This is a genomic window from Buttiauxella massiliensis (assembly GCF_902500225.1).
Taxonomy (GTDB): Bacteria; Pseudomonadota; Gammaproteobacteria; order Enterobacterales; family Enterobacteriaceae; genus Buttiauxella; species Buttiauxella massiliensis.
The window spans coordinates 1-23,753 of the sequence record NZ_LR722662.1 but is presented as its reverse complement, the minus strand read 5'-3'; the positions used below and the strand labels follow the sequence as shown (position 1 = coordinate 23,753).

Sequence of the window (23,753 nt, the reverse complement as noted above, 5' to 3'; positions counted from 1 at the left end):
TTTTTAATGAGCTTTATCATTTCTGATGCGGTTGCTGCAACAGGTGCTCCGGCGCAGGGTAGCCCGTACTCTTTGATTCTTATGCTGGTGGTATTTGGTCTGATCTTCTATTTCATGATCTTGCGCCCACAGCAAAAACGTACCAAAGAGCATAAAAAGCTGATGGACTCCATCTCTAAAGGGGATGAAGTGCTGACTACTGGTGGTCTGGTTGGTCGCGTAGTGAAAGTAGCTGAAACTGGCTATATCTCTATCGCGTTAAACGACACCACTGAAGTGGTTATCAAGCGTGATTTCGTAGCTGCCGTTCTGCCGAAAGGCACTATGAAGGCGCTGTAATATTCGTTTTTCCCTAAGGGAACTACCGTGCTAAACCGCTATCCTTTGTGGAAGTACATCATGCTGATCGTCGTGTTTATCGTCGGTCTGCTATACGCACTTCCCAACCTATATGGTGAGGATCCGGCAGTTCAGATCACTGGCGCGCGCGGCGTCGCCGCCAGTGAGCAAACGCTGATCCAGGTCCAGAACACCTTAAACGCAGAAAAAATCCCCGCTAAGTCTGTGGCCCTGGAAGAGGGTGCAATTCTTGCACGCTTTGACACCACTGATACACAGCTTCGTGCTCGTGAGGCTCTGATGAGCGTCCTTGGCGATAAGTACGTTGTGGCACTTAACTTAGCTGCGGCCACTCCTCGCTGGTTATCAGCTATTTCCGCAGAACCGATGAAACTCGGTCTTGATCTACGTGGTGGCGTGCACTTCCTGATGGAAGTGGACATGGATACCGCGCTGAGCAAGTTGCAGGAACAAACCATCGATAACCTGCGTAGCGATCTTCGCGATAAGAGCATTGCGTACACCAACGTGCGTAAAGCCGATAACTATGGCGTCAATGTTGTTTTCCGTGACAGCCAAACGCGTGATCAAGCTATCTCCTATTTAACTCCACGCCATCGTGATCTGGTGATTTCTGCTCAAGGCAGCAACGCAATGCGCGCTGTAATGACAGATGCTCGCCTGAGTGAAGCGCGTGAGTATGCCGTTCAACAGAACATCAATATCCTGCGTAACCGTGTAAACCAACTGGGTGTTGCTGAACCATTGGTACAGCGTCAGGGTGCGGATCGTATTGTCGTTGAACTGCCAGGTATTCAGGATACTGCGCGTGCGAAAGAGATTCTTGGCGCGACTGCAACGCTTGAATTCCGTCTGGTCAACACTAATGTGGATGCTTCCGCTGCGGCTTCTGGCCGTGTACCGGGTGATTCCGAAGTGAAACAGACCCGTGAAGGTCAACCGGTTGTCCTGTACAAACGTGTGATTCTGACCGGTGACCATATCACCGACTCCACTTCCAGCACCGATGAATACAACCAGGCACAGGTGAATATTTCACTTGATAGCGCTGGCGGTAACATCATGTCTAACTTCACCAAGGACAACATCGGTAAACCGATGGCAACCCTGTTTGTGGAGTACAAAGACAGCGGTAAGAAAGATTCCACAGGTCGTGCAATTCTGGCGAAACAAGAAGAAGTTATTAACGTGGCGAACATTCAGTCGCGTCTGGGTAACAGCTTCCGTATCACCGGTATTAGCAATCCAAATGAAGCTCGCCAGCTTTCTCTGCTGTTGCGTGCGGGTGCTCTGATTGCGCCAATTCAGATTGTTGAAGAACGTACCATCGGCCCAACTTTGGGTATGGAAAACATCAAGCAAGGTCTGGAAGCGTGTCTGGCAGGTCTGGCCGTTTCAATCATCTTTATGCTGTTCTTCTATAAGAAGTTTGGCCTGATTGCGACCTCTGCACTGTTGGTTAACCTGGTAATGATTGTTGGGATTATGTCCCTGCTGCCAGGGGCAACGCTCACCATGCCAGGGATTGCGGGGATCGTGTTAACCCTTGCCGTCGCCGTCGATGCCAACGTACTGATAAACGAACGTATTAAGGAAGAACTTAGTAACGGACGTTCGGTACAACAGGCTATCCACGAGGGCTACCAGGGCGCGTTCAGCTCTATTTTCGATGCCAACATTACGACGCTTATCAAGGTCATCATCCTGTATGCCGTAGGCACCGGGGCAATTAAAGGCTTTGCGATCACGACCGGTATTGGTGTGGCGACGTCCATGTTTACTGCTATCGTCGGTACCCGTGCCATCGTAAACCTGTTGTACGGCGGCAAACGCGTCAACAAGCTGTCTATCTGAGGAGTGCGTTGTGGCACAGGAATATACTGTTGAACAATTGAACTACGGCCGTAGAGTCCATGACTTTATGCGCTGGGATTTCTGGGCTTTCGGTATCTCCGGTTTCCTGCTAATCCTTTCTGTCGTGATTATCGGCGTGAAAGGTTTTAACTGGGGTCTGGATTTCACTGGCGGTACGGTTATCGAAATCTCGCTGGAAAAACCAGCGGATTTAGACCAGATGCGCGAAGCACTACAGAAGGCTGGCTTTGCTGAGCCGCTGGTTCAGAACTTTGGTAGCAGCCGCGATATTATGGTGCGTATGCCACCTGCTCAAGGGGAAACCGGCGGGCAAGTGCTGGGCAGCAAAGTTGTTCAGGTGATTAACGAAGCGACTAACCAGAATGCCGGTGTAAAACGCATCGAATTCGTCGGCCCAAGCGTGGGTGCGGATTTGGCGCAGAATGGTGCTCTGGCGCTGTTAGCGGCACTGATCTCTATTCTGGTTTATGTAGGCTTCCGCTTTGAGTGGCGTCTGGCTGCGGGTGTGGTTATCGCGTTGATGCACGACGTGGTGATTACGCTGGGTGTGTTGTCGTTATTCCACATTGAGATTGACCTGACAATCGTTGCATCTTTGATGTCGGTTATCGGTTACTCACTGAATGACAGTATCGTAGTATCTGACCGTATTCGTGAAAACTTCCGTAAGATTCGTCGCGGAACACCTTACGAAATCTTCAACGTTTCTTTGACGCAGACACTGCATCGTACGTTGATTACATCCGGTACTACCTTAGTCGTGATTCTGATGCTCTATCTGTTTGGTGGTGCGATGCTGAAAGGCTTCTCACTGACCATGCTTATTGGTGTTTCTATCGGTACTGTTTCTTCTATCTACGTGGCGTCTGCACTGGCGTTGAAACTGGGCATGAAGCGTGAGCACATGTTGCAGCAGAAAGTAGAGAAAGAAGGTGCGGATCAACCGTCGATTCTGCCTTAATAGTCAGGGTATTTGCTGATATCAAAAACCGCGGCCATGGTGCTGCGGTTTTTTTTCGCCAGTATAAAAGTCTGCTGACAGTATGCTGTCAGGAGGGACTAGTTTATCGGAGTTTTCGAGTGGATCTGGATCGCTGCTTGTCGGTCAAAACTACAGGATTGTACTTCTCAGAGCGTTCCGACCGTTCTCTAAACCATTTTATTGAGTTGCAGCAAATTGAAGGTTCTATTCCAGAAACAAAAAAGCCGACCGGCAATTAGCGGATCGGCTTTTTAAAGATTCAGACAGCTATTAGAAGTTGTAACCAACCACTAAGTAACCACCCCAACCGGTAGAGCGCACGTTCTCATTCATAAAGCTAAGATCTGCGTCATCATTCCACTGGCCACCGTTATGCCAGTAACGGGCAACAACTGCATAGTGGAAGTGATCGTAGTTCAGAGAAAGAACATGGCTGGAAGCGATAGAGTTGCTGGTGCGAGCTTGTTTGCCTTTCTGGTCGAGGAAATTGTCATCGCCCAGATCTGAACCCCAGTCGAAGTTGGTGAAACCGATGTAGCTCAGGTTACCACCCCACAGGGAAGTAATCGGTACAAAGTATTTCACTTTGAAGCGGTAGCCATCCCACTCGTTTTCGTTGGATGCGCCATAGTTCTGCCATTGGTATTTCGCGTACACGTTCATGGACAGGCTCATTGGCAGGCCAGTATCGATGTCGGTACCCAGACCCATATACCAGGTGCTCTGGCGGCCATCTTTGTTGCGACCCATATCGTAGATATAGTTGTTTGCAACATACCACTCTTTGAACGGACCGAAGCTCAGGTCAGTGCCAGTCAGTTTGTCGATAGAGAAACGCGGTTCGATTTCCATAAACAGCGGAGAACCGTGGTTCCAGATACCTTTCGCGTCAGTGTTACCACCGAAGAATACTGGTGCATCCATGTAACCATAGAAGTCGAACCAGTCTTTCTTAGCGAAAGCTTCATATTCCAGGTAGGTATCGTTACGGATTTGTGGTCCGAAACGGGTGTGGTAGCTGCCCACAACGTTAACGCTTTGGTGCCACCAATCAGAGAGGTATTCGGTATTTTTTGTTTCTTCAGCCTGAGCCGTGAAAGAGCTTGAAAGCGCCAGGACGGTGCTAGCCGCCAAAATAATTTTTTTCATTTTATATGCCACTGTTTTTTACATGGATCCCGTGAGGGCAGGAGGTGTTTTATCACCTAAGGTCATCAACCATTAACTTGGCTTTTTATTGACGCGCCTATTATAGAAATCCCTGCTCACAAAAATATGTTTCATTTCACATTATCGTTAAGTACGTAATCGATTGCGTTCTCAATTGCGCACATTAAAAACGGGCGAGATTCTACCTGCTTCTGAAATTTAAGCAAATAGCTGGTCCGCTGTTACAGATATATGTGATTAAGATCACTAGATTTATTCACTGAAGTGAAAGGCGCTGATCGTGTTTCATTTGTTTAGTTGTAACAAAAAACGCAGATGTTACTGAGGGTTACCCCCGCAAGCGCGAAGGCAATTATCAATTATTGGGCTGGTAGTGCCTGAGAAGGGTCGACTGGTTGTATATCGTGAATTCTCACAAAACCTAATTGTTCCGGCGAAAGACCTGAAAGCAACAATGGGATACTGACATCGCTCGGTGCTAACACGCTAGCTGGCGCACTGAATTGCTGCGACTGGAGGTTCACTTCCTGGTAGTTATCCGTGGAGCCCTGAATTTGTCCCCATTCTACCTTGCCGGTAAAAGCGGGCAGAGGATCGTGAGACTCGCCTTTGATAACGAGCATCGCGCGGGTGCCATTTGCTTCTGGAGTCATGCTGCTCAGTGACATTTGCAAATTGCCTAACTGACTATTCAGGCGTGCCGGGGTTTTAGAACCTGGTAACAAGTAGACGCCAGTCGTTGATTTCGCATTCAGCGCATTTTGTTGCGTCAACTTGATTGTCTGGTCAGTGAGCTTTGTCATTTCTTTATTCAATGAGCCTACTTCACTCTTCATTTGGCGCACTTCAGTTTGTTGGGCACAGGCGCTGAGACTCACCAGGCTGGTAACCAGGAGGATTCTTAGGTAACTCTTTGTCATATCTAATTTTTCCTTGAAGTTCTGTCCTGTTTTAAGCGTAGCTTGTCGCTCATGAAAAGTCATATTTGTTGGGATGATGTGGCGTTACCTTTGTACTCCCGCTACTTCGCGGTAAACTATTGTTCATTTAAATAATCCTTCAGGACGCGCCATGCATTGCCCATTCTGTTTCGCAGTAGACACCAAAGTGATTGATTCCCGGCTTGTCGGCGAAGGGTCATCCGTGCGTCGCCGCCGTCAATGCCTGGTTTGTCATGAACGCTTCACGACTTTTGAAGTGGCGGAACTAGTGATGCCACGTGTCGTGAAAAGTAATGATGTTCGCGAACCGTTTAATGAAGACAAGCTACGTAGCGGTATTCTAAAAGCACTGGAAAAACGCCCAGTGAGCTCTGACGACGTTGAAATGGCAGTAAACCATATCAAATCCCAATTGCGTGGCACGGGCGAGCGTGAAGTACCCAGCAAAATGATCGGCAATCTGGTTATGGAACAGCTTAAGAAACTCGATAAAGTGGCGTATATCCGCTTTGCTTCAGTTTATCGCAGCTTTGAAGATATCCGCGAATTTGGCGAAGAAATTGCCCGTTTACAGGATTAATGCTGATGTCGCTTGATGAAAAGTTTATGGCTCGCGCGTTGCAATTGGCAAAGCGTGGCCGTTTTACGACCATGCCGAACCCAAATGTCGGTTGCGTGATCGCCAAAGATGGCGAAATCGTCGGTGAAGGTTTCCATTTTCGTGCCGGCGAACCTCATGCAGAAGTTCACGCATTGCGGATGGCGGGTGACAAAGCACAAGGTGCAACAGCGTATGTCACGCTGGAGCCTTGCAGTCACCACGGTCGCACACCTCCATGCTGCGATGCGTTAATTGCGGCTGGTGTTTCGCGTGTGGTTGCCGCGATGCAAGACCCGAATCCACAAGTTGCCGGGCGTGGTTTGTATCGCCTGAAAGAAGCTGGCATTGAAGTCAGCCATGGTTTGATGATGAACGAGGCTGAGGTAATTAATCGTGGCTTCCTGAAACGTATGCGCACTGGCTTTCCATATATCCAACTTAAACTCGGCGCGTCGCTGGACGGACGCACCGCAATGGCATGTGGTGAAAGTCAGTGGATCACTTCCCCTGCGTCACGCCGTGATGTGCAGCGCTTGCGTGCGCAAAGTGCATCGATTCTAAGCAGCAGTGCAACGGTGTTGGCTGACGATCCGTCTTTAACTGTGCGTTGGAATGAATTAGACAGCGCGACTCAGGCAGTTTACGCCGAAGAAAACTTACGCCAGCCAACGCGCATTATTCTCGATCGTGAAAATCTCGTGACGCCGCAACACAAAATTGTCGCTCAGGCAGGTGAAACCTGGCTTGCACGTTGTAAAGCGGATGAGCAAATATGGCCTGATGGTGTTGAGCAATTTATCGTGCCAGAGCATAACGGTCATCTCGATTTGGTCGTCATGATGATGTTACTGGGCAAACGCCAGGTGAATTCCATTTGGGTGGAAGCGGGCGCAACACTTGGTGGGGCATTACTTCAAGCCGGTCTGGTTGATGAGTTGATTGTGTATGTAGCGCCGAAATTATTAGGTAACGACGCACGTGGCTTATGTAACCTGCCAGGGCTTGAAAAATTAGCCGATGCGCCAGAATTTAGCTTTAGTGAAGTCCGCCAGGTCGGCCCTGATTTGTGCCTGCATTTGACGCCGCGATACAGTCGCTAGTAAAACGTAAGCGGGCACGAAAAGTTTATGATAAAATCCGCCCCCCTAACGGGGCTAAACAGAACCGTAAAGGAAGAATATGAACATCATTGAAGCAGCCGTTGCTACTCCAGACGCTCGCGTCGCCATCACCATCGCGCGTTTTAACAACTTCATCAATGACAGCCTGCTGGATGGTGCGCTTGACGCCCTGAAACGTATCGGCCAGGTTAAGGATGAAAATATCACCGTGGTCTGGGTTCCGGGTGCTTATGAGTTGCCACTGGCGGCAGATGCACTGGCGAAAACCGGTAATTATGACGCGGTGATTGCGCTGGGTACGGTTATCCGTGGCGGCACAGCTCACTTTGAATATGTTGCTGGTGGTGCCAGCAATGGCCTGGCACATGTTGCGCAGGAAAGTGGTATTCCAGTCGCCTTTGGCGTGCTGACCACCGAAAGTATTGAACAAGCCATCGAACGCGCTGGCACAAAAGCCGGTAACAAGGGTGCAGAAGCTGCACTGACCGCGCTTGAAATGATTAATGTATTGAAAGCCATCAAGGCCTGATTTTTTGTAAGGGGAAATCTGTGAAACCTGCTGCTCGTCGCCGTGCCCGTGAGTGTGCCGTTCAGGCGCTATACTCCTGGCAGTTATCTCGAAATGACATCGCTGATGTCGAATACCAGTTCCTGGCGGAACAGGACGTCAAAGACGTTGACGTTGTCTACTTCCGCGAGCTGTTGATCGGGGTGGCTACTAACAGCGCGTATCTGGATGGGCTCATGAAGCCTTACCTGTCCCGTCAACTCGAAGAGTTGGGCCAGGTAGAAAAAGCGGTCCTGCGTATCGCACTGTTTGAACTGTCTAAACGTGATGACGTGCCATACAAAGTGGCAATCAACGAAGCCATCGATCTTGCGAAAACCTTCGGTGCCGAAGACAGCCACAAGTTCGTAAATGGTGTGCTTGATAAGGCTGCTCCACAGATTCGTCCCCGCAAAAAGTAATCTTCTGGCCGGTGATTATTCATGAGTTTTTGAGCTACAGCTAACAACGCTGTAGCCTAAAGAATATTGAATACCCGGCCTTTTTTTATTCTATATCCGTTAGTATTCGAGTTGCAGCGAACAACCCCGCAGCTTGCAGAATGACGGGTATATTCAGAGGCGTAACGAATGGCATGCGGTGAGTTTTCCTTAATTGCCCGTTATTTTGATCGCGTAAGCAGTTCCCGTCGCGATGTGGAAACCGGAATCGGCGATGATTGTGCATTGCTGACGGTAGCCGAGAAGCAACTTTTAGCGATAAGCACCGATACGCTTGTCTCAGGTATCCACTTCCTGCCGGATATCGATCCTCGCGATTTGGGCTACAAAGCTCTGGCGGTTAATCTAAGCGATTTGGCTGCTATGGGCGCCGATCCGGCCTGGCTGACGCTGGCTATTACCCTTCCTGAAGTCGATGAAAGCTGGCTTGAAGCCTTCAGCGATAGTCTGTTTGAACAACTCGAATACTACGATATGCAGCTCATCGGCGGTGATACCACCCGTGGTCCGCTCGCGATGACGCTGGGTATCCACGGCCTGGTGCCGGTGGGGCGTGCGCTTAAACGTAGCGGAGCGCGCCCTGGCGACTGGATTTATGTCACCGGCACACCTGGCGATAGCGCGGCAGGTCTGGCTATTTTGCAGGATCGTTTAGCCGTTAAAGATGCTACGCAATCTGCGTATCTGAAAAAACGCCATTTGCGACCGACGCCGCGAATCCTTCATGGTCAGGCATTACGTGATTTAGCGAGCAGCGCGATTGATCTTTCAGACGGGCTAATTTCCGATTTGGGTCATATCCTTAAAGCCAGCGAATGCGGAGCGCGTATCGATCTCGACACTCTGCCATATTCGGACGCCGTAAAAGCAAACGTCAGCGCCGAGCAGGCCCTGCAATGGGCGCTTTCTGGCGGTGAAGATTACGAGCTGTGCTTTACCGTGCCGGAACTTAACCGTGGTGCGCTGGATGTTGCCATTGGCAATCTTGGGATTCCATTTACTTGCATCGGCCAGGTTGGGCCTGAGTCCGAAGGGCTACAATTCTTGCAGAACGGCAAACCTGTAACGTTGAACTTAAAAGGATATGACCACTTTGCGTCGCTCTAAAGATGTGGCAAAAAGCCGTCTCAAGCTCAGCAATCCCTGGCATTTACTGGCTACCGGTTTTGGTAGTGGCTTAAGCCCGATTATGCCGGGAACGGCGGGGTCGCTTGCAGCGATCCCGTTCTGGTACCTGATGACCTTCCTGCCGTGGCAGGTTTACTCCATGGTCATTATGCTCGGTATTTGTATCGGCGTTTATCTTTGCCACCAGACCGCACGCGACATGGGCGTTCATGACCACGGCAGTATCGTGTGGGATGAGTTCATCGGCATGTGGATTACGCTGATGGCGCTGCCCATCAACGACTGGCGCTGGGTAGCCGCAGGGTTTGTGGTGTTCCGTATTCTCGATATCTGGAAACCATGGCCAATCCGTTGGTTCGACCGTAACGTTCACGGCGGAATGGGGATTATGGTGGATGATATTGTCGCGGGCGTTTTCTCCGCGGGGATTATTTACCTGATTGGGCACCACTGGCCGATTGGGTTGTTCTGATGTGAAATGGGCGGATAACTACTGTTACCCGCCCATTTTTTTACTTAAATCCAGCCCTTTCATGCGGCTGATAAACCGTTTCCAGCTCGGCAATCTCTTCCGGCTTCAGCGTTAAATCTACCGCGCCAAGCAAATCATCCAGTTGATGCTCACGAGAAACGCCAATAATCGGTGCTGCAATGCCCGGTTTACTCAGTAGCCACGCCAGCGCAACTTGCGCCCGCGACACGCCTTTATCGTCAGCCACATTTGCCAGTCGTTCGGCAATCATCGCATCGTTGTCTTTACTGCCGTCGTACAGGTTTTTACCCACTTCATCGGATACTGAACGTGCGGTAGTATCGCCCCAGGGACGGGTGAGTTTGCCTCGCGCCAGTGGGCTCCACGGGATCACTGCGATCCCTTGCTCGTAGCATAGCGGCAGCATATCCAGCTCTTCTTCACGATAGATCAGATTGTAGTGATCCTGCATGGTAGCGAAACGCGCCCAGCCGTGTTGATCCTGCAAGGCCAGCGCCTGTGCGAGTTGCGAACAGTGCATCGACGACGCACCGATATAACGCGCCTTACCCGCTTTCACCACGTCATTGAGCGCTTCAAGCGTCTCTTCAATGGGCGTGTTGTAGTCCCAGCGGTGGATTTGTAGGAGATCGACGTAATCGGTTCCGAGGCGGCGCAGGCTGTCGTCGATTGAACGCAGTATCTGCGCACGGGAAAGACCTTCGGTTAGATCACCCACCGGGAAATAGACTTTGGTGGCGAGAACCACATCTTCGCGACGCATGAAATCTTTAAGAGCGCGCCCGACAATCTCTTCGCTGCTACCGTCGGAATAGCTATTGGCGGTATCAAAGAAATTAATGCCGTTATCGATGGCGTGTTTGATGATGAGGCGGCTGCTCTCTTCGGGAAGCGTCCAGGCGTGATTGCCACGGTCTGGCTCACCAAAGGTCATACAACCCAGGCAAAGACGGGAAACCTTGAGGTCTGTTTTTCCTAACGTGTTGTATTGCATGCTTCCACTCCGGCTATTCAGGTTCTTTAAGCATAGCAGGAGTGGAGCAGGGGATTATTTAAGCCAGTCGCGAATCTTCGCTTCTATGCCTGGAGCATCCAGGCCGATAGCCGCACGCGCTTCTTCCTGGGTGCCCTGCGGGATAAAGTAATCCGGCAGACCGAGATTGAGAACCGGAACCACTTTACGGTTTGCCATCAGCACTTCATTCACGCCGCTACCTGCACCACCGATAATGGCATTCTCTTCAATAGTCACTAATGATTCGTGGCTGGCGGCCAGTTCAAGAATCAGTGCTTCATCCAGCGGTTTCACAAAACGCATATCGACGAGCGTTGCATTTAGTGATTGCGCAACCGCTTCAGCTTCTGGCAACAAAGTGCCGAAGTTCAGCAGGGCGATTTTTTCACCTTCACGTTTCTTCACGCCTTTACCGATTGGCAAGGATTCCAGCGGCTGCAACTCAGCTCCTGTGCCGTTGCCACGCGGATAACGCACAGCAGATGGGCCATCGTTGTAGTGATAGCCGGTATGCAGCATCTGGCGGCATTCGTTTTCATCACTTGGTGTCATGATGACCATTTCTGGAATGCAGCGCAGGAAGGAGATATCAAACGCACCCTGGTGAGTTTGCCCGTCAGCGCCGACGATGCCTGCGCGGTCGATAGCAAATAACACCGGTAGTTTCTGGATAGCGACGTCGTGAATCACCTGGTCGTAAGCGCGTTGCAGGAAGGTCGAATAAATCGCGACCACTGGCTTATAACCGCCAATCGCCAGGCCTGCGGCGAACGTGACGGCGTGTTGCTCGGCGATTGCGACATCAAAATATTGTGACGGATACTGGCGTGAAAACTCCACCATACCCGAACCTTCACGCATCGCTGGCGTGACCGCCATCAGCTTGTCGTCATGCGCGGCGGTTTCACACAGCCAGTTACCGAAGATTTTCGAATAGCTCGGCAGGCCGCCAGACGCTTTCGGTAGCGTGCCGCTTTGCGGGTCAAATTTAGGCACCGCATGGAAGCTGATCGGGTCTTTTTCCGCAGGCGCATAACCACGACCTTTTTTGGTCATGATGTGCAGGAATTGCGGGCCGTTCAGGTCGCGCATGTTTTTGAGCGTGTTCACAAGCCCGACCACATCGTGCCCGTCGACCGGGCCAATGTAGTTAAAGCCGAGTTCTTCAAACAGCGTTCCTGGAACCACCATGCCTTTCAGGTGTTCTTCGGTACGTTTGAGCAGTTCTTTAATCGGCGGTACGCCGGAGAAAACTTTCTTGCCACCTTCACGCAGCGAGGAATAGAGTTTGCCGGAAAGCAGTTGCGCCAGGTGGTTGTTCAGCGCGCCGACGTTCTCGGAAATCGACATTTCGTTGTCGTTAAGAATCACCAACATGTTCGGGCGAATATCACCGGCATGGTTCATCGCTTCAAACGCCATACCCGCAGTGATTGCGCCATCGCCAATCACACAAACTGTGCGGCGGTCTTTGCCTTCTTTTCCTGCGGCAACGGCAATACCAATTCCTGCGCTGATTGAGGTTGAAGAGTGCCCCACGCTCAATACGTCATATTCGCTTTCGGCGCGCCACGGGAACGGATGCAAACCACCTTTCTGGCGGATAGTGCCAATTTTGTCACGACGACCCGTAATGATTTTATGCGGATAAGCCTGATGACCGACATCCCAGATTAACTGGTCGAACGGAGTGTTGTACACGTAGTGAAGCGCTACGGTCAGTTCGACCGTGCCAAGGCCAGAGGCAAAGTGCCCACTGGAACGGCTTACGCTATCGAGCAGGTAACGACGCAGCTCGTCACACAGTTTCGGTAAGCTATCTTTTGGCAACAGGCGTAGCTCAGGGGCTGATTCCACCAGTGCGAGGGTCGGGTATTTGGCAATATCAAAACTCATTAGAAACTCATCGTGGTGTTTACTCTTCATCCTTCAAGCCTGCGCCCGAATGCCAAAGGGTAAGTTAATAATTATTTATCACGTTGGATTATATAGCTCGCTAACGCTTCCAGTGCGGTAGTGTCTAAAGACTGGTGAGCCAGGCCTTCCAACGCCCGGAGAGAATCCTGGTAGAGATCCCAAGCTTTAGCTTTGGCATTTTCAAGCCCCAACAAGGCCGGATAAGTACTTTTACCCAACTGTTGGTCAGCGCCCTGGCGTTTACCCAGTGTCGCGGTATCGCCGATGACATCGAGAATATCGTCCTGAACCTGAAACGCCAGGCCGATGCTTTCCGCATAACGGTCAAGCAATGGCAGGGCGTTACGGCCTGCATCCCCGGCACTCAATGCGCCCAGGCGAACCGCCGCACGAATTAACGCGCCGGTTTTGTGGCGATGAATACGCTCAAGGCTTTGCAAATCGACATGCTTGCCTTCGGCTTCCAGATCTAACGCTTGCCCACCGCACATGCCCGCAACACCGCTGGCATGTGCCAGCTCTTTCACCATTGCCAGTCGGTCAGCAATAGCAACGCCGTGCATCGGGGCATCACTGAGTATAGAGAACGCCAGCGTTTGTAGGGCATCTCCGGCCAAAATGGCGCTGGCTTCACCGAATTTAATGTGGCAAGTCGGTTGCCCACGACGTAAATCGTCGTCGTCCATGGCGGGTAAATCATCATGAATCAATGAATAAGCATGGATACATTCGATTGCCGCAGCAGGTGCATCCAGCGTCTCTTGCGCTATGCCGAACATTTCCCCGGTCGCATAAACCAGGAAAGGGCGCAGTCTCTTGCCACCAAATAGTGCGCCATAGTGCATTGCCTCAACCAGAGGAGTGTTCTGAAACGGTAGCGGTGCCAGAAAACGCAGCAGCGCATCGTTGGCCCGCTCGGCGTGGGCCTGCAACTGATGGTTAAAATCCATTTACTCGATATCCGGGGTAAAAGGCTTGAGTGGGGCGTCTTCGCTATCGTTTAGCAGGATTTGTACGCGTTGCTCTGCTTGTTGCAGTTTTACTTGACCCTGGCGCGCAAGCTGCACCCCACGTTCAAATTCATTTAACGCCTCTTCGAGCGCTAAATCTCCGCTTTCAAGACGAGTAACAATCTGCTCAAGCTCCACAAGCGCAGTTTCAAAACTGGCCGGGACTTCGGTTTTTTTCGGCATAGTGAATGTCTGACTCTAATAATTTTTGCGACCCCACCATGGTAGCGGAGTCATTTGTGTAACGCCATGGCAAGCTGTTAGTGATATACTTTTGCGCCTCGGATGTAGCGGCGCTTATTGCCGTTGCAATTCTTAAGTCTTTCAGCCCGCATGATTCATAGCCATCGTGCACGGCTCATCAACGAATCGAACCTAAGCCGCCATGAAGTTTATCATTAAATTGTTCCCGGAAATCACAATCAAGAGTCAATCTGTGCGCATACGCTTTATTAAGATGCTCACTGGGAACATTCGCAACGTTTTAAAACACTACGATGAAGATCTGGCGGTTGTACGCCACTGGGACAACATTGAAGTTCGCGCTAAAGATGAAAATCAGCGTATTGCCATTCGTGAAGCATTGACCCGCATTCCCGGTATTCACCACATTCTTGAAGTTGAAGATGTGCCGTTTACCGATTTGCACAATATCTTCGAACAGGCGCTGGAACTTTATCGCGAGCAACTGGAAGGCAAAACCTTCTGTGTGCGTGTGAAACGTCGTGGTAAGCATGAGTTTAGCTCGATTGAAGTTGAACGCTATGTCGGCGGCGGCCTGAATCAGCATATTGAATCCGCGCGCGTAAAACTGACTAAGCCAGAAGTGACCGTGAATCTGGAAATCGAAAACGATCGCCTGCTGCTGGTGAAAGGCCGTTACGAAGGCATCGGCGGCTTCCCGATTGGTACGCAAGAAGATGTGCTGTCGCTGATTTCCGGTGGTTTCGACTCCGGGGTTTCCAGCTACATGCTGATGCGTCGCGGCTGCCGCGTGCACTATTGCTTCTTTAACCTCGGTGGCGCTGCGCACGAAATCGGTGTTAAACAAGTTGCTCACTATCTGTGGAACCGCTTTGGCAGCTCCCACCGTGTGCGCTTCGTGGCGATCAACTTTGAACCTGTTGTTGGCGAAATCCTCGAGAAAGTCGAAGACGGCCAGATGGGCGTCGTGCTTAAGCGTATGTTTGTGCGCGCAGCTTCTCGTGTTGCTGAACGCTACGGCGTGCAGGCACTGGTGACCGGTGAGGCACTGGGCCAGGTTTCCAGCCAGACGCTGACCAACCTGCGTTTAATCGACAACGTTTCCGATACGCTGATTCTGCGTCCGCTGATCTCTCACGATAAAGAGCACATCATCGATCTGGCTCGTGAAATTGGTACCGCTGATTTTGCGCGTACCATGCCGGAATATTGCGGTGTGATTTCAAAAAGCCCAACCGTTAAAGCGGTGAAGGCGAAGATTGAAGCGGAAGAAGCTAACTTTGACTTCTCAATCCTCGATCGCGTGATTGAAGAAGCCAGCAACATCGATATCCGTGAAATTGCCAATCAGAGCAAAGAAGTGGTAACGGAAGTTGAAACCGTTGATGCATTTGGCCCGAATGACGTGCTGCTGGATATTCGTTCTATCGATGAACAAGACGATAAGCCATTTAAGCCAGAAGGCGTGGAAGTGGCATCACTGCCATTCTATAAACTGAGCACTGCATTCGGCGATTTGGACCAGAGCAAAAACTATCTGCTGTGGTGCGACCGTGGTGTGATGAGCCGTTTGCAGGCGCTGTATTTGCGTGAGCAAGGTTTTGAGAACGTGAAGGTTTACCGCGCTTAAATGATTCGACAAGGGTCTTTCTCACAGGAGGACCCTTTCACAACTCCAGCGTCGATAACGCTTGATTCAATTCCCGTGCAATATCAGGAATCTGTTCTTTTTCGAAGAATCCCATTGTGACACCAATAGCCAATAGGTTGCCTTTACGATTCAGTATCGGGCAGGCGATTGATTGCGCGCCAGGAATTCCCTGCGCAGGTTTATAACGCACGGCGTATCCCAATTTTGTTGTCTCTTCTATTAATTGCTGTTCTCGCTCATTCGCTGGCGTGTAATTGCCAAAGCACATATACACTTGCCCGGCAGCACTTAAGTGAAGCGGGATTGGCGTATTATCGCGAAAATCAATTTCGACATTTCGAAAACTGCGGTGATAGTGGCGTAGAACAAGATTGCCCGATTGAGCAATGACCATACCAGTTGAGAGATTCATCCGATCGCGAAACTCGCACAGCAAGTTGTTGATCAAAGAGAGTGGATCGGCGTGAGTTGCTGCACTGCTGGCGAGCCGCACAATCGTGTCACCCAAGCAGTACTGCCCGCTGCCATCCTGAAACAACATTCCCGTCCGGCAAAGTGAAACAAGATACTTATGCAGACGGCTTTTTGATAAACCGCAACCTTTTGCTATATCCGTTGCTCTAGCCCGGCCATGCTGAGTGGCGATGTACTCCATAATGGAGACCGCAATATCGACTGAATTAACACCTTGTATCGTTTCTGGCATGGTATATCCCGTTCTCAATCTTCGCTGAGTCTATCACTAAACCCCCTGATATCGATCCGACTTCACATTCCTTAAACCTTGATTGCGGGATTAAACGATCGTTGACATCTCTCAAGTTCACCATTGGTTTACCGTGATTCACTAATGGTGATTAAAAACAGGAGGTATTTCATGGAAGCGTTGAGCAAATATCGATTACAACGAAGAATGTTACTTAAAGGGATGGGAGTTATTGGGTTAGCTTCACTTACACCCTGTATGTTGGGTTTACGTCAGGCAAACGGCGAGCCACTACCCCGGGTGCGCCTGAAACTCTCGGATTACAAGACCTACCGCTCCACCTGTGCAATGGAGTGCTTGCATTGCAATTTGACTGCCTTTGTCTGGAAAGACCGTCTGATGAAAATCGAGGCAAGCAAAGATTTCAATGTGAAATGTTGCCTGCGCGGTATTAGCCGTACCAAATGGGTATATCACCCACTACGTTTGACCCAGCCACTTTTGCGTACCGGTGAGAAAGGCAAAGGGATTTTTAAACCGATCGGTTGGGATGAAGCTCTCGATCTTATCGAAAACAAGATTCGTGACACGATTGAGGCTCATGGCAATGAAGGGCTGTTAATCACTACCCATGCCGGGAATATGGACTCCATCAAGAATGATATGGGGAAAGCCTTTTTCGATTATCTGGGAGGGTCAACTAAACAGGCGGGATCTCTTTGCTGTGCAGCGGTGACCGCAGCCATGATACCAATGCTGGGCCTACGCTATGCAGATACACGCGATACGATAGCTGACAGTCGTTACATTCTTTGCTGGGGGAACAATCCAGCAGTAACCATGCATGCTTATTTCAAAAATTACAGTCAGGCGCAGCGCAATGGCGCACGCATGGTGGTTATCGATCCTCGTTTCAATGAAACGGCGGCAAAAGCAGATGAGTGGATCCCTATTGTTCCGGGTACTGACATTGCTTTGGCTTTGGGGATGATCAAAATCATCATTGATGAAAAGCGTTATGACGCGGAGTTTTTGAGGGCACATACCGGTGCAGTTTATCTGGTAGACGCACAGCAAAAATTATTGCGTGAAAAAGCTGAAGATCCGGATAGCTATCTGGTCTTCGATACCCACAGTCAGAGCGTTGTGCGTCATGACTTACCCGGAGTAATGCCTGCTCTTTTCAGCAACGAATTGCCAGTTGGCAGCGCGTTTACCACCGTTCTTGACCAGATAAAACAAGAAGCAGAGCCCTGGAATGTTCAACGAGTAACAGAAGAAACGGATATCCCTAAACATACGGTATTGCGCCTTGCTCGTGATTATGCCAGCACAACACCTTCGATGATTATCCAGAATATGTCCGGTGCGCAGCGCACTGAATTTGGGACTTATGTCGCTGCAAGCCAATTCTATCTGGCATTGCTCACTGGGAATATCGGTAAACGGGGTGCAGGTGTTTGCGATGCCGGTGGCGCAAGGCAGATGGCTAAGTTCTCTCCCATTATCCCACCAGCACCAAATGCAAAAAAAATCGCTCCAATCCCGGTATCGAAAATTGGGGAATGGATTGTCCAGCAGAAACCTCATCCTGTTAAGTTCTGGTGGAACATGACGATGGGAGCTATGACCCAACTCCCCAATACCAACCAGGTTCGGGAAGCCTTCAAAAGCGTTCCTTTTGTTGTGGTTGCGGACAACTTGATGACTTCCTCGGCGCTGTATGCGGATCTGGTGCTTCCAGTTACGACCATTTTTGAAGATGTTAGCCTGATGGCTGGTGTGCGTAGTCATTACGTGCAATTGATGGAAAAGGCTGTGGAACCGCCGGGTGAAGCGAAACCTGATTATTGGATTTTTGCCCGACTCGCAGAGCGCTTTGGGTTTGGTGAGGTGTTCAACCAGCCAATAGAGCATTACATCGATGCTTGCCTGGAAGGTTCGGGTATTACTCGTGAGATGCTGGCTAAAGGGCCTGTTCGCCCAACGGAGGGCGATTGGATTCCATTCAAAGACGGGCAATTCCGGACCAGTACTGGCAAAGCAAATCTGTTTATAGAAGAGTGGCAAAAGAAAAACTTTTCACCAGTGGTCACCTGGAAGCAGGTTTCTGAGTCAGTAAAAGGCTCTCCTGAGCTCGCGAAAAAATATCCTCTAATGGCGGTGCAGCGAAAGCTGGCCCGCAGCGTTCATTCTAGCCACGGCATGAATGAATGGATCCTCGAGGTTCAACGTAACCGTCCAAACGTGATGATTCATCCCGATGATGCGCGCTCGCGCGATATCAGCGCTGGTGAATGGGTGGTTGTTTATAACCATCGCGGCGAACATCGGGCGATTGCGGATGTAACCACTCATATAAAGCGTGGTGTGGTGTCGTTAGATAACGGTTGGTGGGAACAGCAGGGCGGTAGTAGTAGTCATGTGACGAATGATCATGTGGAACCATTAAGCAACGGACATTGCTGTAACAGCACGTTAGTTGATGTGAGAAGGGAGGCGTAACTGTGGCTAAACAATATGGTTTTCTCATCGATATGAAAAACTGCTATGGGTGCAAAACATGCAGCATGGCGTGTAAATCAGAAAACGAAACACCTCTGGGCGTGCTTTGGCGACGTGTAAGGGAATGTCGAACGGATGATCCAAATAGTCAGGCATTTATTACGATGTCCTGTAACCACTGTGACGATCCTCAATGCATAAAAGTTTGCCCGGCGAATACCTACCATAAACGTCCTGATGGCATCGTAGTACAGGATCACGAGCGCTGTATCGGTTGCCGTATGTGCATTATGGCTTGTCCATATAACGCACCAGTGTTCGATCCCAATGAAGGTAAAACGAGTAAATGTAATCTTTGTGCCGAGAGGCTAGATGAAGGTTTATTACCGCGTTGTGTTGAGTCTTGCCCTGCAGGCGTACTGCGCTTTGGCGAAATTTCGGCACTACGAGCGGAGTATCAAACTCCCTGGGAAAGGCTGGAGAAACGTTATCGTCTCCCTGACCACCGGATCAGTGGGCCTAATATCGTGATCATTCCTGCGGATGAATAAGGGGCTTATATGGAAATTTATGAATTACCGCTCGTATTTTTTACTGTTCTGGCGCAATGGGGGATAGGTGGTGTCATCGCTTTAACTCTTTGCCTGGTCGGGAGAGATAGGGTTTTTGATACGCTAACAATGCGTAAAATTGCATCAGCTTTTTGGCTGGTAACCGTAGTAGGTTCCTGTGCTTCTTTGGCACATTTGGGGTCGCCATTGGGAGCCTATCGGGCTTTTGCTGGTATAGGGCGTTCATGGCTTAGTCGTGAAGTCGTTGCCTTTATTTTGCTTAATGGCGCTCTGACGCTGTGGCTCATAATGTGCTGGTTTGCGAACGATTCAGTATGGATGAAAGCCGCCAACTGGGCCGTTTGTTTACTGGGCATTGGCGCAATACTTGTCAGTTCTCAGATCTATTACCAGATGACGCTGCACCCATTGTGGAACACACTCGCCACGCCGTCCGCTTTCTTTGGCACCTCAATATTGCTCGGATTTGCCAGTGTCAGCGTCATGGCAAATTATGTTCAGCAAAATCTCCCGGCTACTCTTAAGGTTGGGTTGTTGCTGGGAATCACGTTGGTCGCAATGTCCCTGTGGATGCGATACAGAATTCCCGGCGCGGATGCCGGCAGTGCGTTGTTCTGGTGGCAGTTGCTGGCAAGTCTTGTCGTAAGTGGCTGGCTATTATCCCGCGCGGGCAGTAGAAAAATCCCGTTATTTGCAGGGATATTGCTGGTAGTGATAATTCTATCGGGTGAATTTGCAGGAAGGATGTTGTTTTATGGCAACGTCATGAGCGGAGCGCCCTGGTTTTAGGGCGCTTACAAATTAGACCCGATAATCGAAAATACCCGGAGGCAATACAACCTGAGCCGCTACTTCAGCGGCTTTTTCTTTCCCTGCCAGCAGATGGATTATCTTCAGGGCAAAATCCATCGCTGTTCCTGGCCCTTGACTGGTCAACAGGTTAAAACGCGGATCCCAGACCATACGTTTATCTTGCCATTGTGCTTCTGGAATCGTCTCTTTCAGCCCCGGAAAACCAGTCATATTGGCGATTGGGAACAGTTCATGCGGAACCAATACCGTACCGGCTGCAGCACATATAGCTGCAACGATGCGCCCCGAAAGATGGAATTGGCGCACGGTTTCAACCAGTAGTGGGCTGTCGCGGAAACATTCCGCACCTTTTAAGCCGCCCGGCAACACGATGATATCGAACTCACCGTCCGCCACTTCAACCAGCGGCGCGTCAGCCAGCAGTTTTACCCCACGCGAACAGGTAATCGTCAGATCCCCATCGCTGGCAACGCTTGCGGTGGTAACACTAATACCACCACGGACCAGAAGATCGATGGTGGTGACGGCTTCAGTCTCTTCAGTCCCAGGAGCCAGACAAACCAGTGCTCGAGCGCTCATATTCATTCTCCTTACGCTTTATTTGCTCATACAAGCGGCTGTTCACCGGCACTGAAAGGCCATGGGCGCGCGCGCGTTGCAGTAAATAACCAGTAATGTAATCAATCTCGGTGTGGCGTTCGACCCGCACATCCTGAAGCATCGACGAGATGTTTTCCGCTGTGCTTTCGATAACTTCGCCGACATAATAAATCAAGTCTTCAGGCGTTGTATGGTGGCCTTCGCGTTCCATTACCATAGCGACTTCATGGCAAATATCGCTGACTTCATTTTGATGCTGGCGTAAATCACCATTCGAGCAATTGTAGAGTGCGGTGAGAGGGTTAATCACGCAATTTACCGCCAGCTTCTTCCAACTGGCAGGCAGGATGTTGTCGTGCCAGGCTATTTCGGGCAACACATTGTGCAGGGTATCGGCGAGATAGCTGAAATTATGGCCCGCCGCGTTTCCTGGCCCAATATGCGTTATGCCATTGGCGACGTGGATAATCACATTACCGTCGCGGCGTGCCGCGTGCGTGGTGACGCCCAGTAAAATGGGTTGATGTATGCTGCGTAACTCTTCGAGCGTCCCCATACCGTTGTGGAGTAGCAGAATTGGGCTGTTTGCCGGTAGTCTTCCCACCAGGACTTTTACAGCGCCAGAAACCTGCCATGCTTTAAGTGTTACCAGCAACAAATCACTACTTGCGAGAAAATCAGGATCGTTGGCGATAAGAGTTTGGTTGAACACGCTACCATCGGTTTCGACCAGATTGACATGGCAAAAAGGTTGCGGCACGCGCAGCCATCCTTGAACTTCATGTCCTTGCTTAAAAAGCGATGCCAGCCAGAGTTGGCCGAGCGCACCGCAACCTAGCACGGTGATTTTCATTTTGCCTCCTGGCAGCAGATGTTTTGCTTAATCTATATTATACAGGGCTCTCTCCTGCTTTAACGGGTTGTTTTGCGCGGCCCAGCAGGTATTATGCAACGCAACAAAAAGAGAGGGAGAAGAAAGCATGCCATCTTTTGACATTGTGTCTGAAATTGATATCCAGGAAGTGCGTAACGCGATTGAAAACGCGGAACGTGAGGTTGCTACTCGTTTTGACTTCCGTAATGTGCCGGCAACATTTGAACTGAATGAGAAAAATCAGTCCATCAAAGTTGCCAGCGAGTCTGACTTCCAGGTCAACCAACTGTTGGATATTCTTCGTGCCAAGCTGCTTAAGCGCGGTATCGAAGGGGCTTCAATTGATGTGCCGGAAGAGTTCGTGCACAGCGGTAAAACCTGGAGCGTTGAAGCGAAGCTCAAGCAGGGCATTGAATCGACTATCGCCAAGAAAATTGTGAAGCTGATTAAAGACAGCAAGACCAAAGTTCAGGTGCAGATTCAGGGCGAAGAGCTGCGTGTAACCGGCAAATCTCGCGACGATTTACAGGCCGCAATGGCGCTGGTTCGTGGTGGTGATTTGGGGCAACCGTTCCAGTTTAAAAACTTCCGCGACTGATTTTTAAAGGGGCTTTATGCCCCTTTCACCAACTGTTCAATCTCAAATCGATTCGTTAGCTTACTGTCTATCTTCACGTAAGCGCTGCGTTCCTGCGCGATAATATTCACATCACTCACGCCATGTTGAGCCAGCAAACGCTGTTTTAGTGACTCATCTGCGGTCACATATTCCGGTAGTTCAATTCGCAGGCTTGCCACATAGGGCGGCTCAGTCATAGTGCTACTCACCAGTAGCCACACCATTGCCAGCAATGCGCCCATCAAGAATACCGTCTGCGAATCAAATAACCCGTCAATCCATCCGCCCAGTGAACCGCCAATGGCTACGCCTAAAAACTGGCTGGTGGAATAAATCCCCATCGCTGTGCCTTTGTAGCCTGCCGGAGATTCCTTGCTGATAAGCGACGGTAAAATAGCTTCCATTAGGTTAAAGGCGAGGAAGAACAATTGGACACCCAACACCAGTTCCCAGAAGTGCGGGCCGGAACCCCACAGAACAATTTCAGCGATTAGCAATAATGCAACACAGCCCACAAAAACACGTTTCATACGGCGTTTTACTTCCGCATAAATGATAAATGGCACCACCGAAGCAAAAGCAATCAACATAGTGCAAAGGTAAACTTTCCAATGCTCAGACGCCGGGAAACCCGCCTGCTCGAGTTGGCCTGGGAGTGCGACAAACGTCGACATCAGCATGATGTGCAGGCACATGATGCCGAAGTTCAGCTTCAGTAGTTTCGGTTCGGCCAGCACTTTGCTAAAGCAGCCTTTCACCATGCCAGACTCGCGGTTCAACACATGGCTTTTGGTGTTTGGCACCACCCACAGGGTGATTAAAATGCCGCAACTTGCCAATACGGCAATCATCCAGAACAGTGCGTTTAAGCCGAGGCTATGGGTGATGATTGGGCCAAGTACCATGGCGATGGCAAAAGTGACGCCGAAGCTCACGCCGATGAACGCCATGGCTTTGGTACGATTCTGTTCGCGGGTTAAATCCGAAAGCAGCGCCATTACAGCCGCAGCAATTGCACCTGAGCCTTGCAATGCCCGGCCAAGGATAACGCCCCAGATAGAGTCAGACAGCGCTGCTATAACGCTACCAAGCACGAAAATCAGCAAGCCGCCGATAATTAGCGGTTTGCGGCCAATACGGTCTGAAAGCAGTCCAAAAGGAATCTGGAAGACAGCCTGAGCAAGACCATAGATGCCGATGGCAATACCAATTAGCGCTTCACTGGCACCCTGTAGCGCCATTCCGTAAGTAGTAAGAACCGGTAGCACCATAAACATGCCGAGCATGCGTAGTGAAAATACCGTGCCTAAACCCCACGTCGCACGTAACTCGACGGGCGTCATTTTGTAATCGTTCATTACCACCTCAGATAAAAAGCAGGCCTTAGTGTAGTGCGTGGGCAGGGGAGGGTAAATGGCTGGTTGTTTAATAAATATTACAATGTGGGATGCTTGATGGCATTGACTAGTCCTGATATAGGTTGACACTTTTCAGCCTTAAAATGCCTGATGAACTTCATCGGGCGTTTTGTATTTTAACGACAGATGCGGACGCCGGGTATTGTAGATTTCTACCGACTCCCTGACCA

25 protein-coding genes are annotated in these 23,753 nt (G+C 50.2%); 14 read left to right on the top strand and 11 right to left on the bottom strand.

Annotation, left to right across the window (positions count from 1 at the left end; all coding sequences use genetic code 11):
* The first annotated feature begins 6 nt into the window (after positions 1 to 6).
* From yajC to secF, 3 genes are read left to right on the top strand one after another with little or no spacing between them, the layout of a single operon-like run.
* Entirely contained in the window at positions 7 to 339 is a 333-nt protein-coding gene (gene yajC / locus GC128_RS18640) for a preprotein translocase subunit YajC (RefSeq protein WP_034457929.1), read from the top strand.
* 27 nt (positions 340 to 366) lie between these two features.
* Positions 367 to 2,214: a protein translocase subunit SecD gene (secD, locus tag GC128_RS18635; protein WP_151995543.1), complete on the top strand. Its 1,848-nt coding sequence runs from the start codon at positions 367 to 369 to the stop codon at positions 2,212 to 2,214.
* Positions 2,215 to 2,224: 10 nt separating this feature from the next.
* Positions 2,225 to 3,196: a protein translocase subunit SecF gene (gene secF, locus GC128_RS18630; protein ID WP_120066277.1), complete on the top strand. Its 972-nt coding sequence runs from the start codon at positions 2,225 to 2,227 to the stop codon at positions 3,194 to 3,196.
* Between the two features lie 291 nt (positions 3,197 to 3,487).
* Here secF and GC128_RS18625 read toward each other — a convergent pair whose 3' ends face one another.
* Both GC128_RS18625 and GC128_RS18620 read right to left on the bottom strand, forming a co-directional pair.
* Positions 3,488 to 4,366 carry a nucleoside-specific channel-forming protein Tsx gene (locus GC128_RS18625; protein ID WP_151995542.1) on the bottom strand — a complete coding sequence of 293 codons (879 nt, stop codon included), beginning with the start codon at positions 4,364 to 4,366 and terminating at the stop codon, positions 3,488 to 3,490.
* A gap of 380 nt (positions 4,367 to 4,746) precedes the next feature.
* Positions 4,747 to 5,307 (bottom strand): SadB/YajI family lipoprotein, encoded by a 561-nt coding sequence (locus GC128_RS18620; RefSeq protein ID WP_151995541.1) that lies wholly within the window; start codon positions 5,305 to 5,307, stop codon positions 4,747 to 4,749.
* A 151-nt stretch (positions 5,308 to 5,458) separates the two neighbouring features.
* On the opposite strand from GC128_RS18620, the gene nrdR reads away from it, so the two are divergent.
* From nrdR to pgpA, 6 genes are all read left to right on the top strand, one after another.
* A complete protein-coding gene (gene nrdR / locus GC128_RS18615) occupies positions 5,459 to 5,908 on the top strand; it encodes a transcriptional regulator NrdR (protein WP_064516598.1) in 450 nt (149 codons plus the stop codon).
* Positions 5,909 to 5,913: 5 nt separating this feature from the next.
* Entirely contained in the window at positions 5,914 to 7,029 is a 1,116-nt protein-coding gene (ribD, locus tag GC128_RS18610) for a bifunctional diaminohydroxyphosphoribosylaminopyrimidine deaminase/5-amino-6-(5-phosphoribosylamino)uracil reductase RibD (RefSeq protein ID WP_151995540.1), read from the top strand.
* Positions 7,030 to 7,108: 79 nt separating this feature from the next.
* Positions 7,109 to 7,579: a 6,7-dimethyl-8-ribityllumazine synthase gene (gene ribH / locus GC128_RS18605; RefSeq protein ID WP_034457942.1), complete on the top strand. Its 471-nt coding sequence runs from the start codon at positions 7,109 to 7,111 to the stop codon at positions 7,577 to 7,579.
* A 20-nt stretch (positions 7,580 to 7,599) separates the two neighbouring features.
* Positions 7,600 to 8,019 (top strand): transcription antitermination factor NusB, encoded by a 420-nt coding sequence (gene nusB, locus GC128_RS18600; RefSeq protein ID WP_120066690.1) that lies wholly within the window; start codon positions 7,600 to 7,602, stop codon positions 8,017 to 8,019.
* Positions 8,020 to 8,187: 168 nt separating this feature from the next.
* Positions 8,188 to 9,165 carry a thiamine-phosphate kinase gene (gene thiL / locus GC128_RS18595; RefSeq protein ID WP_151995539.1) on the top strand — a complete coding sequence of 326 codons (978 nt, stop codon included), beginning with the start codon at positions 8,188 to 8,190 and terminating at the stop codon, positions 9,163 to 9,165.
* Positions 9,143 to 9,658 (top strand): phosphatidylglycerophosphatase A, encoded by a 516-nt coding sequence (gene pgpA / locus GC128_RS18590; protein ID WP_151995538.1) that lies wholly within the window; start codon positions 9,143 to 9,145, stop codon positions 9,656 to 9,658. The genes thiL and pgpA overlap by 23 nt, the downstream gene beginning before the upstream one ends.
* Positions 9,659 to 9,698: 40 nt before the next feature.
* On the opposite strand, the gene GC128_RS18585 is transcribed toward pgpA, so the two are convergent.
* The 4 genes from GC128_RS18585 to xseB all read right to left on the bottom strand — a co-directional run bounded on the left by GC128_RS18585 (position 9,699) and on the right by xseB (position 13,804).
* Entirely contained in the window at positions 9,699 to 10,673 is a 975-nt protein-coding gene (locus GC128_RS18585; RefSeq protein WP_151995537.1) for an aldo/keto reductase, read from the bottom strand.
* Positions 10,674 to 10,727: 54 nt separating this feature from the next.
* Complete coding sequence (gene dxs / locus GC128_RS18580; RefSeq protein ID WP_151995614.1) at positions 10,728 to 12,590, bottom strand: 1-deoxy-D-xylulose-5-phosphate synthase; 1,863 nt, start codon at positions 12,588 to 12,590, stop codon at positions 10,728 to 10,730.
* A 71-nt stretch (positions 12,591 to 12,661) separates the two neighbouring features.
* A complete protein-coding gene (gene ispA / locus GC128_RS18575) occupies positions 12,662 to 13,561 on the bottom strand; it encodes a (2E,6E)-farnesyl diphosphate synthase (RefSeq protein ID WP_151995536.1) in 900 nt (299 codons plus the stop codon).
* Entirely contained in the window at positions 13,562 to 13,804 is a 243-nt protein-coding gene (gene xseB, locus GC128_RS18570; protein WP_151995535.1) for an exodeoxyribonuclease VII small subunit, read from the bottom strand.
* Positions 13,805 to 14,006: 202 nt separating this feature from the next.
* On the opposite strand from xseB, the gene thiI reads away from it, so the two are divergent.
* The gene (gene thiI / locus GC128_RS18565; RefSeq protein ID WP_151995534.1) at positions 14,007 to 15,455 is read left to right on the top strand and encodes a tRNA uracil 4-sulfurtransferase ThiI; all 1,449 of its coding nucleotides are present in this window, start codon (positions 14,007 to 14,009) and stop codon (positions 15,453 to 15,455) included.
* A gap of 37 nt (positions 15,456 to 15,492) precedes the next feature.
* Here the strand turns inward: thiI and GC128_RS18560 are convergent, their stop codons facing one another.
* Positions 15,493 to 16,182, bottom strand: a complete 690-nt coding sequence (locus GC128_RS18560) for an IclR family transcriptional regulator (RefSeq protein ID WP_151995533.1) — start codon at positions 16,180 to 16,182, stop codon at positions 15,493 to 15,495.
* Between the two features lie 171 nt (positions 16,183 to 16,353).
* On the opposite strand from GC128_RS18560, the gene GC128_RS18555 reads away from it, so the two are divergent.
* From GC128_RS18555 to GC128_RS18545, 3 genes are read left to right on the top strand one after another with little or no spacing between them, the layout of a single operon-like run.
* Entirely contained in the window at positions 16,354 to 18,687 is a 2,334-nt protein-coding gene (locus tag GC128_RS18555; RefSeq protein ID WP_151995532.1) for a molybdopterin-containing oxidoreductase family protein, read from the top strand.
* Between the two features lie 2 nt (positions 18,688 to 18,689).
* The gene (locus GC128_RS18550; protein ID WP_226812178.1) at positions 18,690 to 19,238 is read left to right on the top strand and encodes a 4Fe-4S dicluster domain-containing protein; all 549 of its coding nucleotides are present in this window, start codon (positions 18,690 to 18,692) and stop codon (positions 19,236 to 19,238) included.
* Between the two features lie 9 nt (positions 19,239 to 19,247).
* Positions 19,248 to 20,048 carry a dimethyl sulfoxide reductase anchor subunit family protein gene (locus tag GC128_RS18545; protein ID WP_151995531.1) on the top strand — a complete coding sequence of 267 codons (801 nt, stop codon included), beginning with the start codon at positions 19,248 to 19,250 and terminating at the stop codon, positions 20,046 to 20,048.
* Positions 20,049 to 20,060: 12 nt separating this feature from the next.
* Here GC128_RS18545 and yajL read toward each other — a convergent pair whose 3' ends face one another.
* Together yajL and panE are read right to left on the bottom strand one after the other, a co-directional pair.
* The gene (gene yajL / locus GC128_RS18540) at positions 20,061 to 20,651 is read right to left on the bottom strand and encodes a protein deglycase YajL (protein ID WP_151995530.1); all 591 of its coding nucleotides are present in this window, start codon (positions 20,649 to 20,651) and stop codon (positions 20,061 to 20,063) included.
* On the bottom strand, positions 20,611 to 21,525 hold the full coding sequence (gene panE, locus GC128_RS18535; RefSeq protein ID WP_151995529.1) for a 2-dehydropantoate 2-reductase: 915 nt from the start codon (positions 21,523 to 21,525) through the stop codon (positions 20,611 to 20,613). Before panE ends, yajL begins: the two co-directional genes overlap by 41 nt.
* Before the next feature lie 127 nt (positions 21,526 to 21,652).
* On the opposite strand from panE, the gene GC128_RS18530 reads away from it, so the two are divergent.
* The gene (locus tag GC128_RS18530; RefSeq protein WP_064516617.1) at positions 21,653 to 22,144 is read left to right on the top strand and encodes a YajQ family cyclic di-GMP-binding protein; all 492 of its coding nucleotides are present in this window, start codon (positions 21,653 to 21,655) and stop codon (positions 22,142 to 22,144) included.
* Positions 22,145 to 22,158: 14 nt separating this feature from the next.
* Here GC128_RS18530 and GC128_RS18525 read toward each other — a convergent pair whose 3' ends face one another.
* Both GC128_RS18525 and GC128_RS18520 read right to left on the bottom strand, forming a co-directional pair.
* The gene (locus GC128_RS18525; RefSeq protein WP_151995528.1) at positions 22,159 to 23,523 is read right to left on the bottom strand and encodes an MFS transporter; all 1,365 of its coding nucleotides are present in this window, start codon (positions 23,521 to 23,523) and stop codon (positions 22,159 to 22,161) included.
* Between the two features lie 138 nt (positions 23,524 to 23,661).
* A partial coding sequence (locus tag GC128_RS18520) for an integrase core domain-containing protein (RefSeq protein WP_151993624.1) occupies positions 23,662 to 23,753 on the bottom strand: 92 nt, incomplete at its 5' end.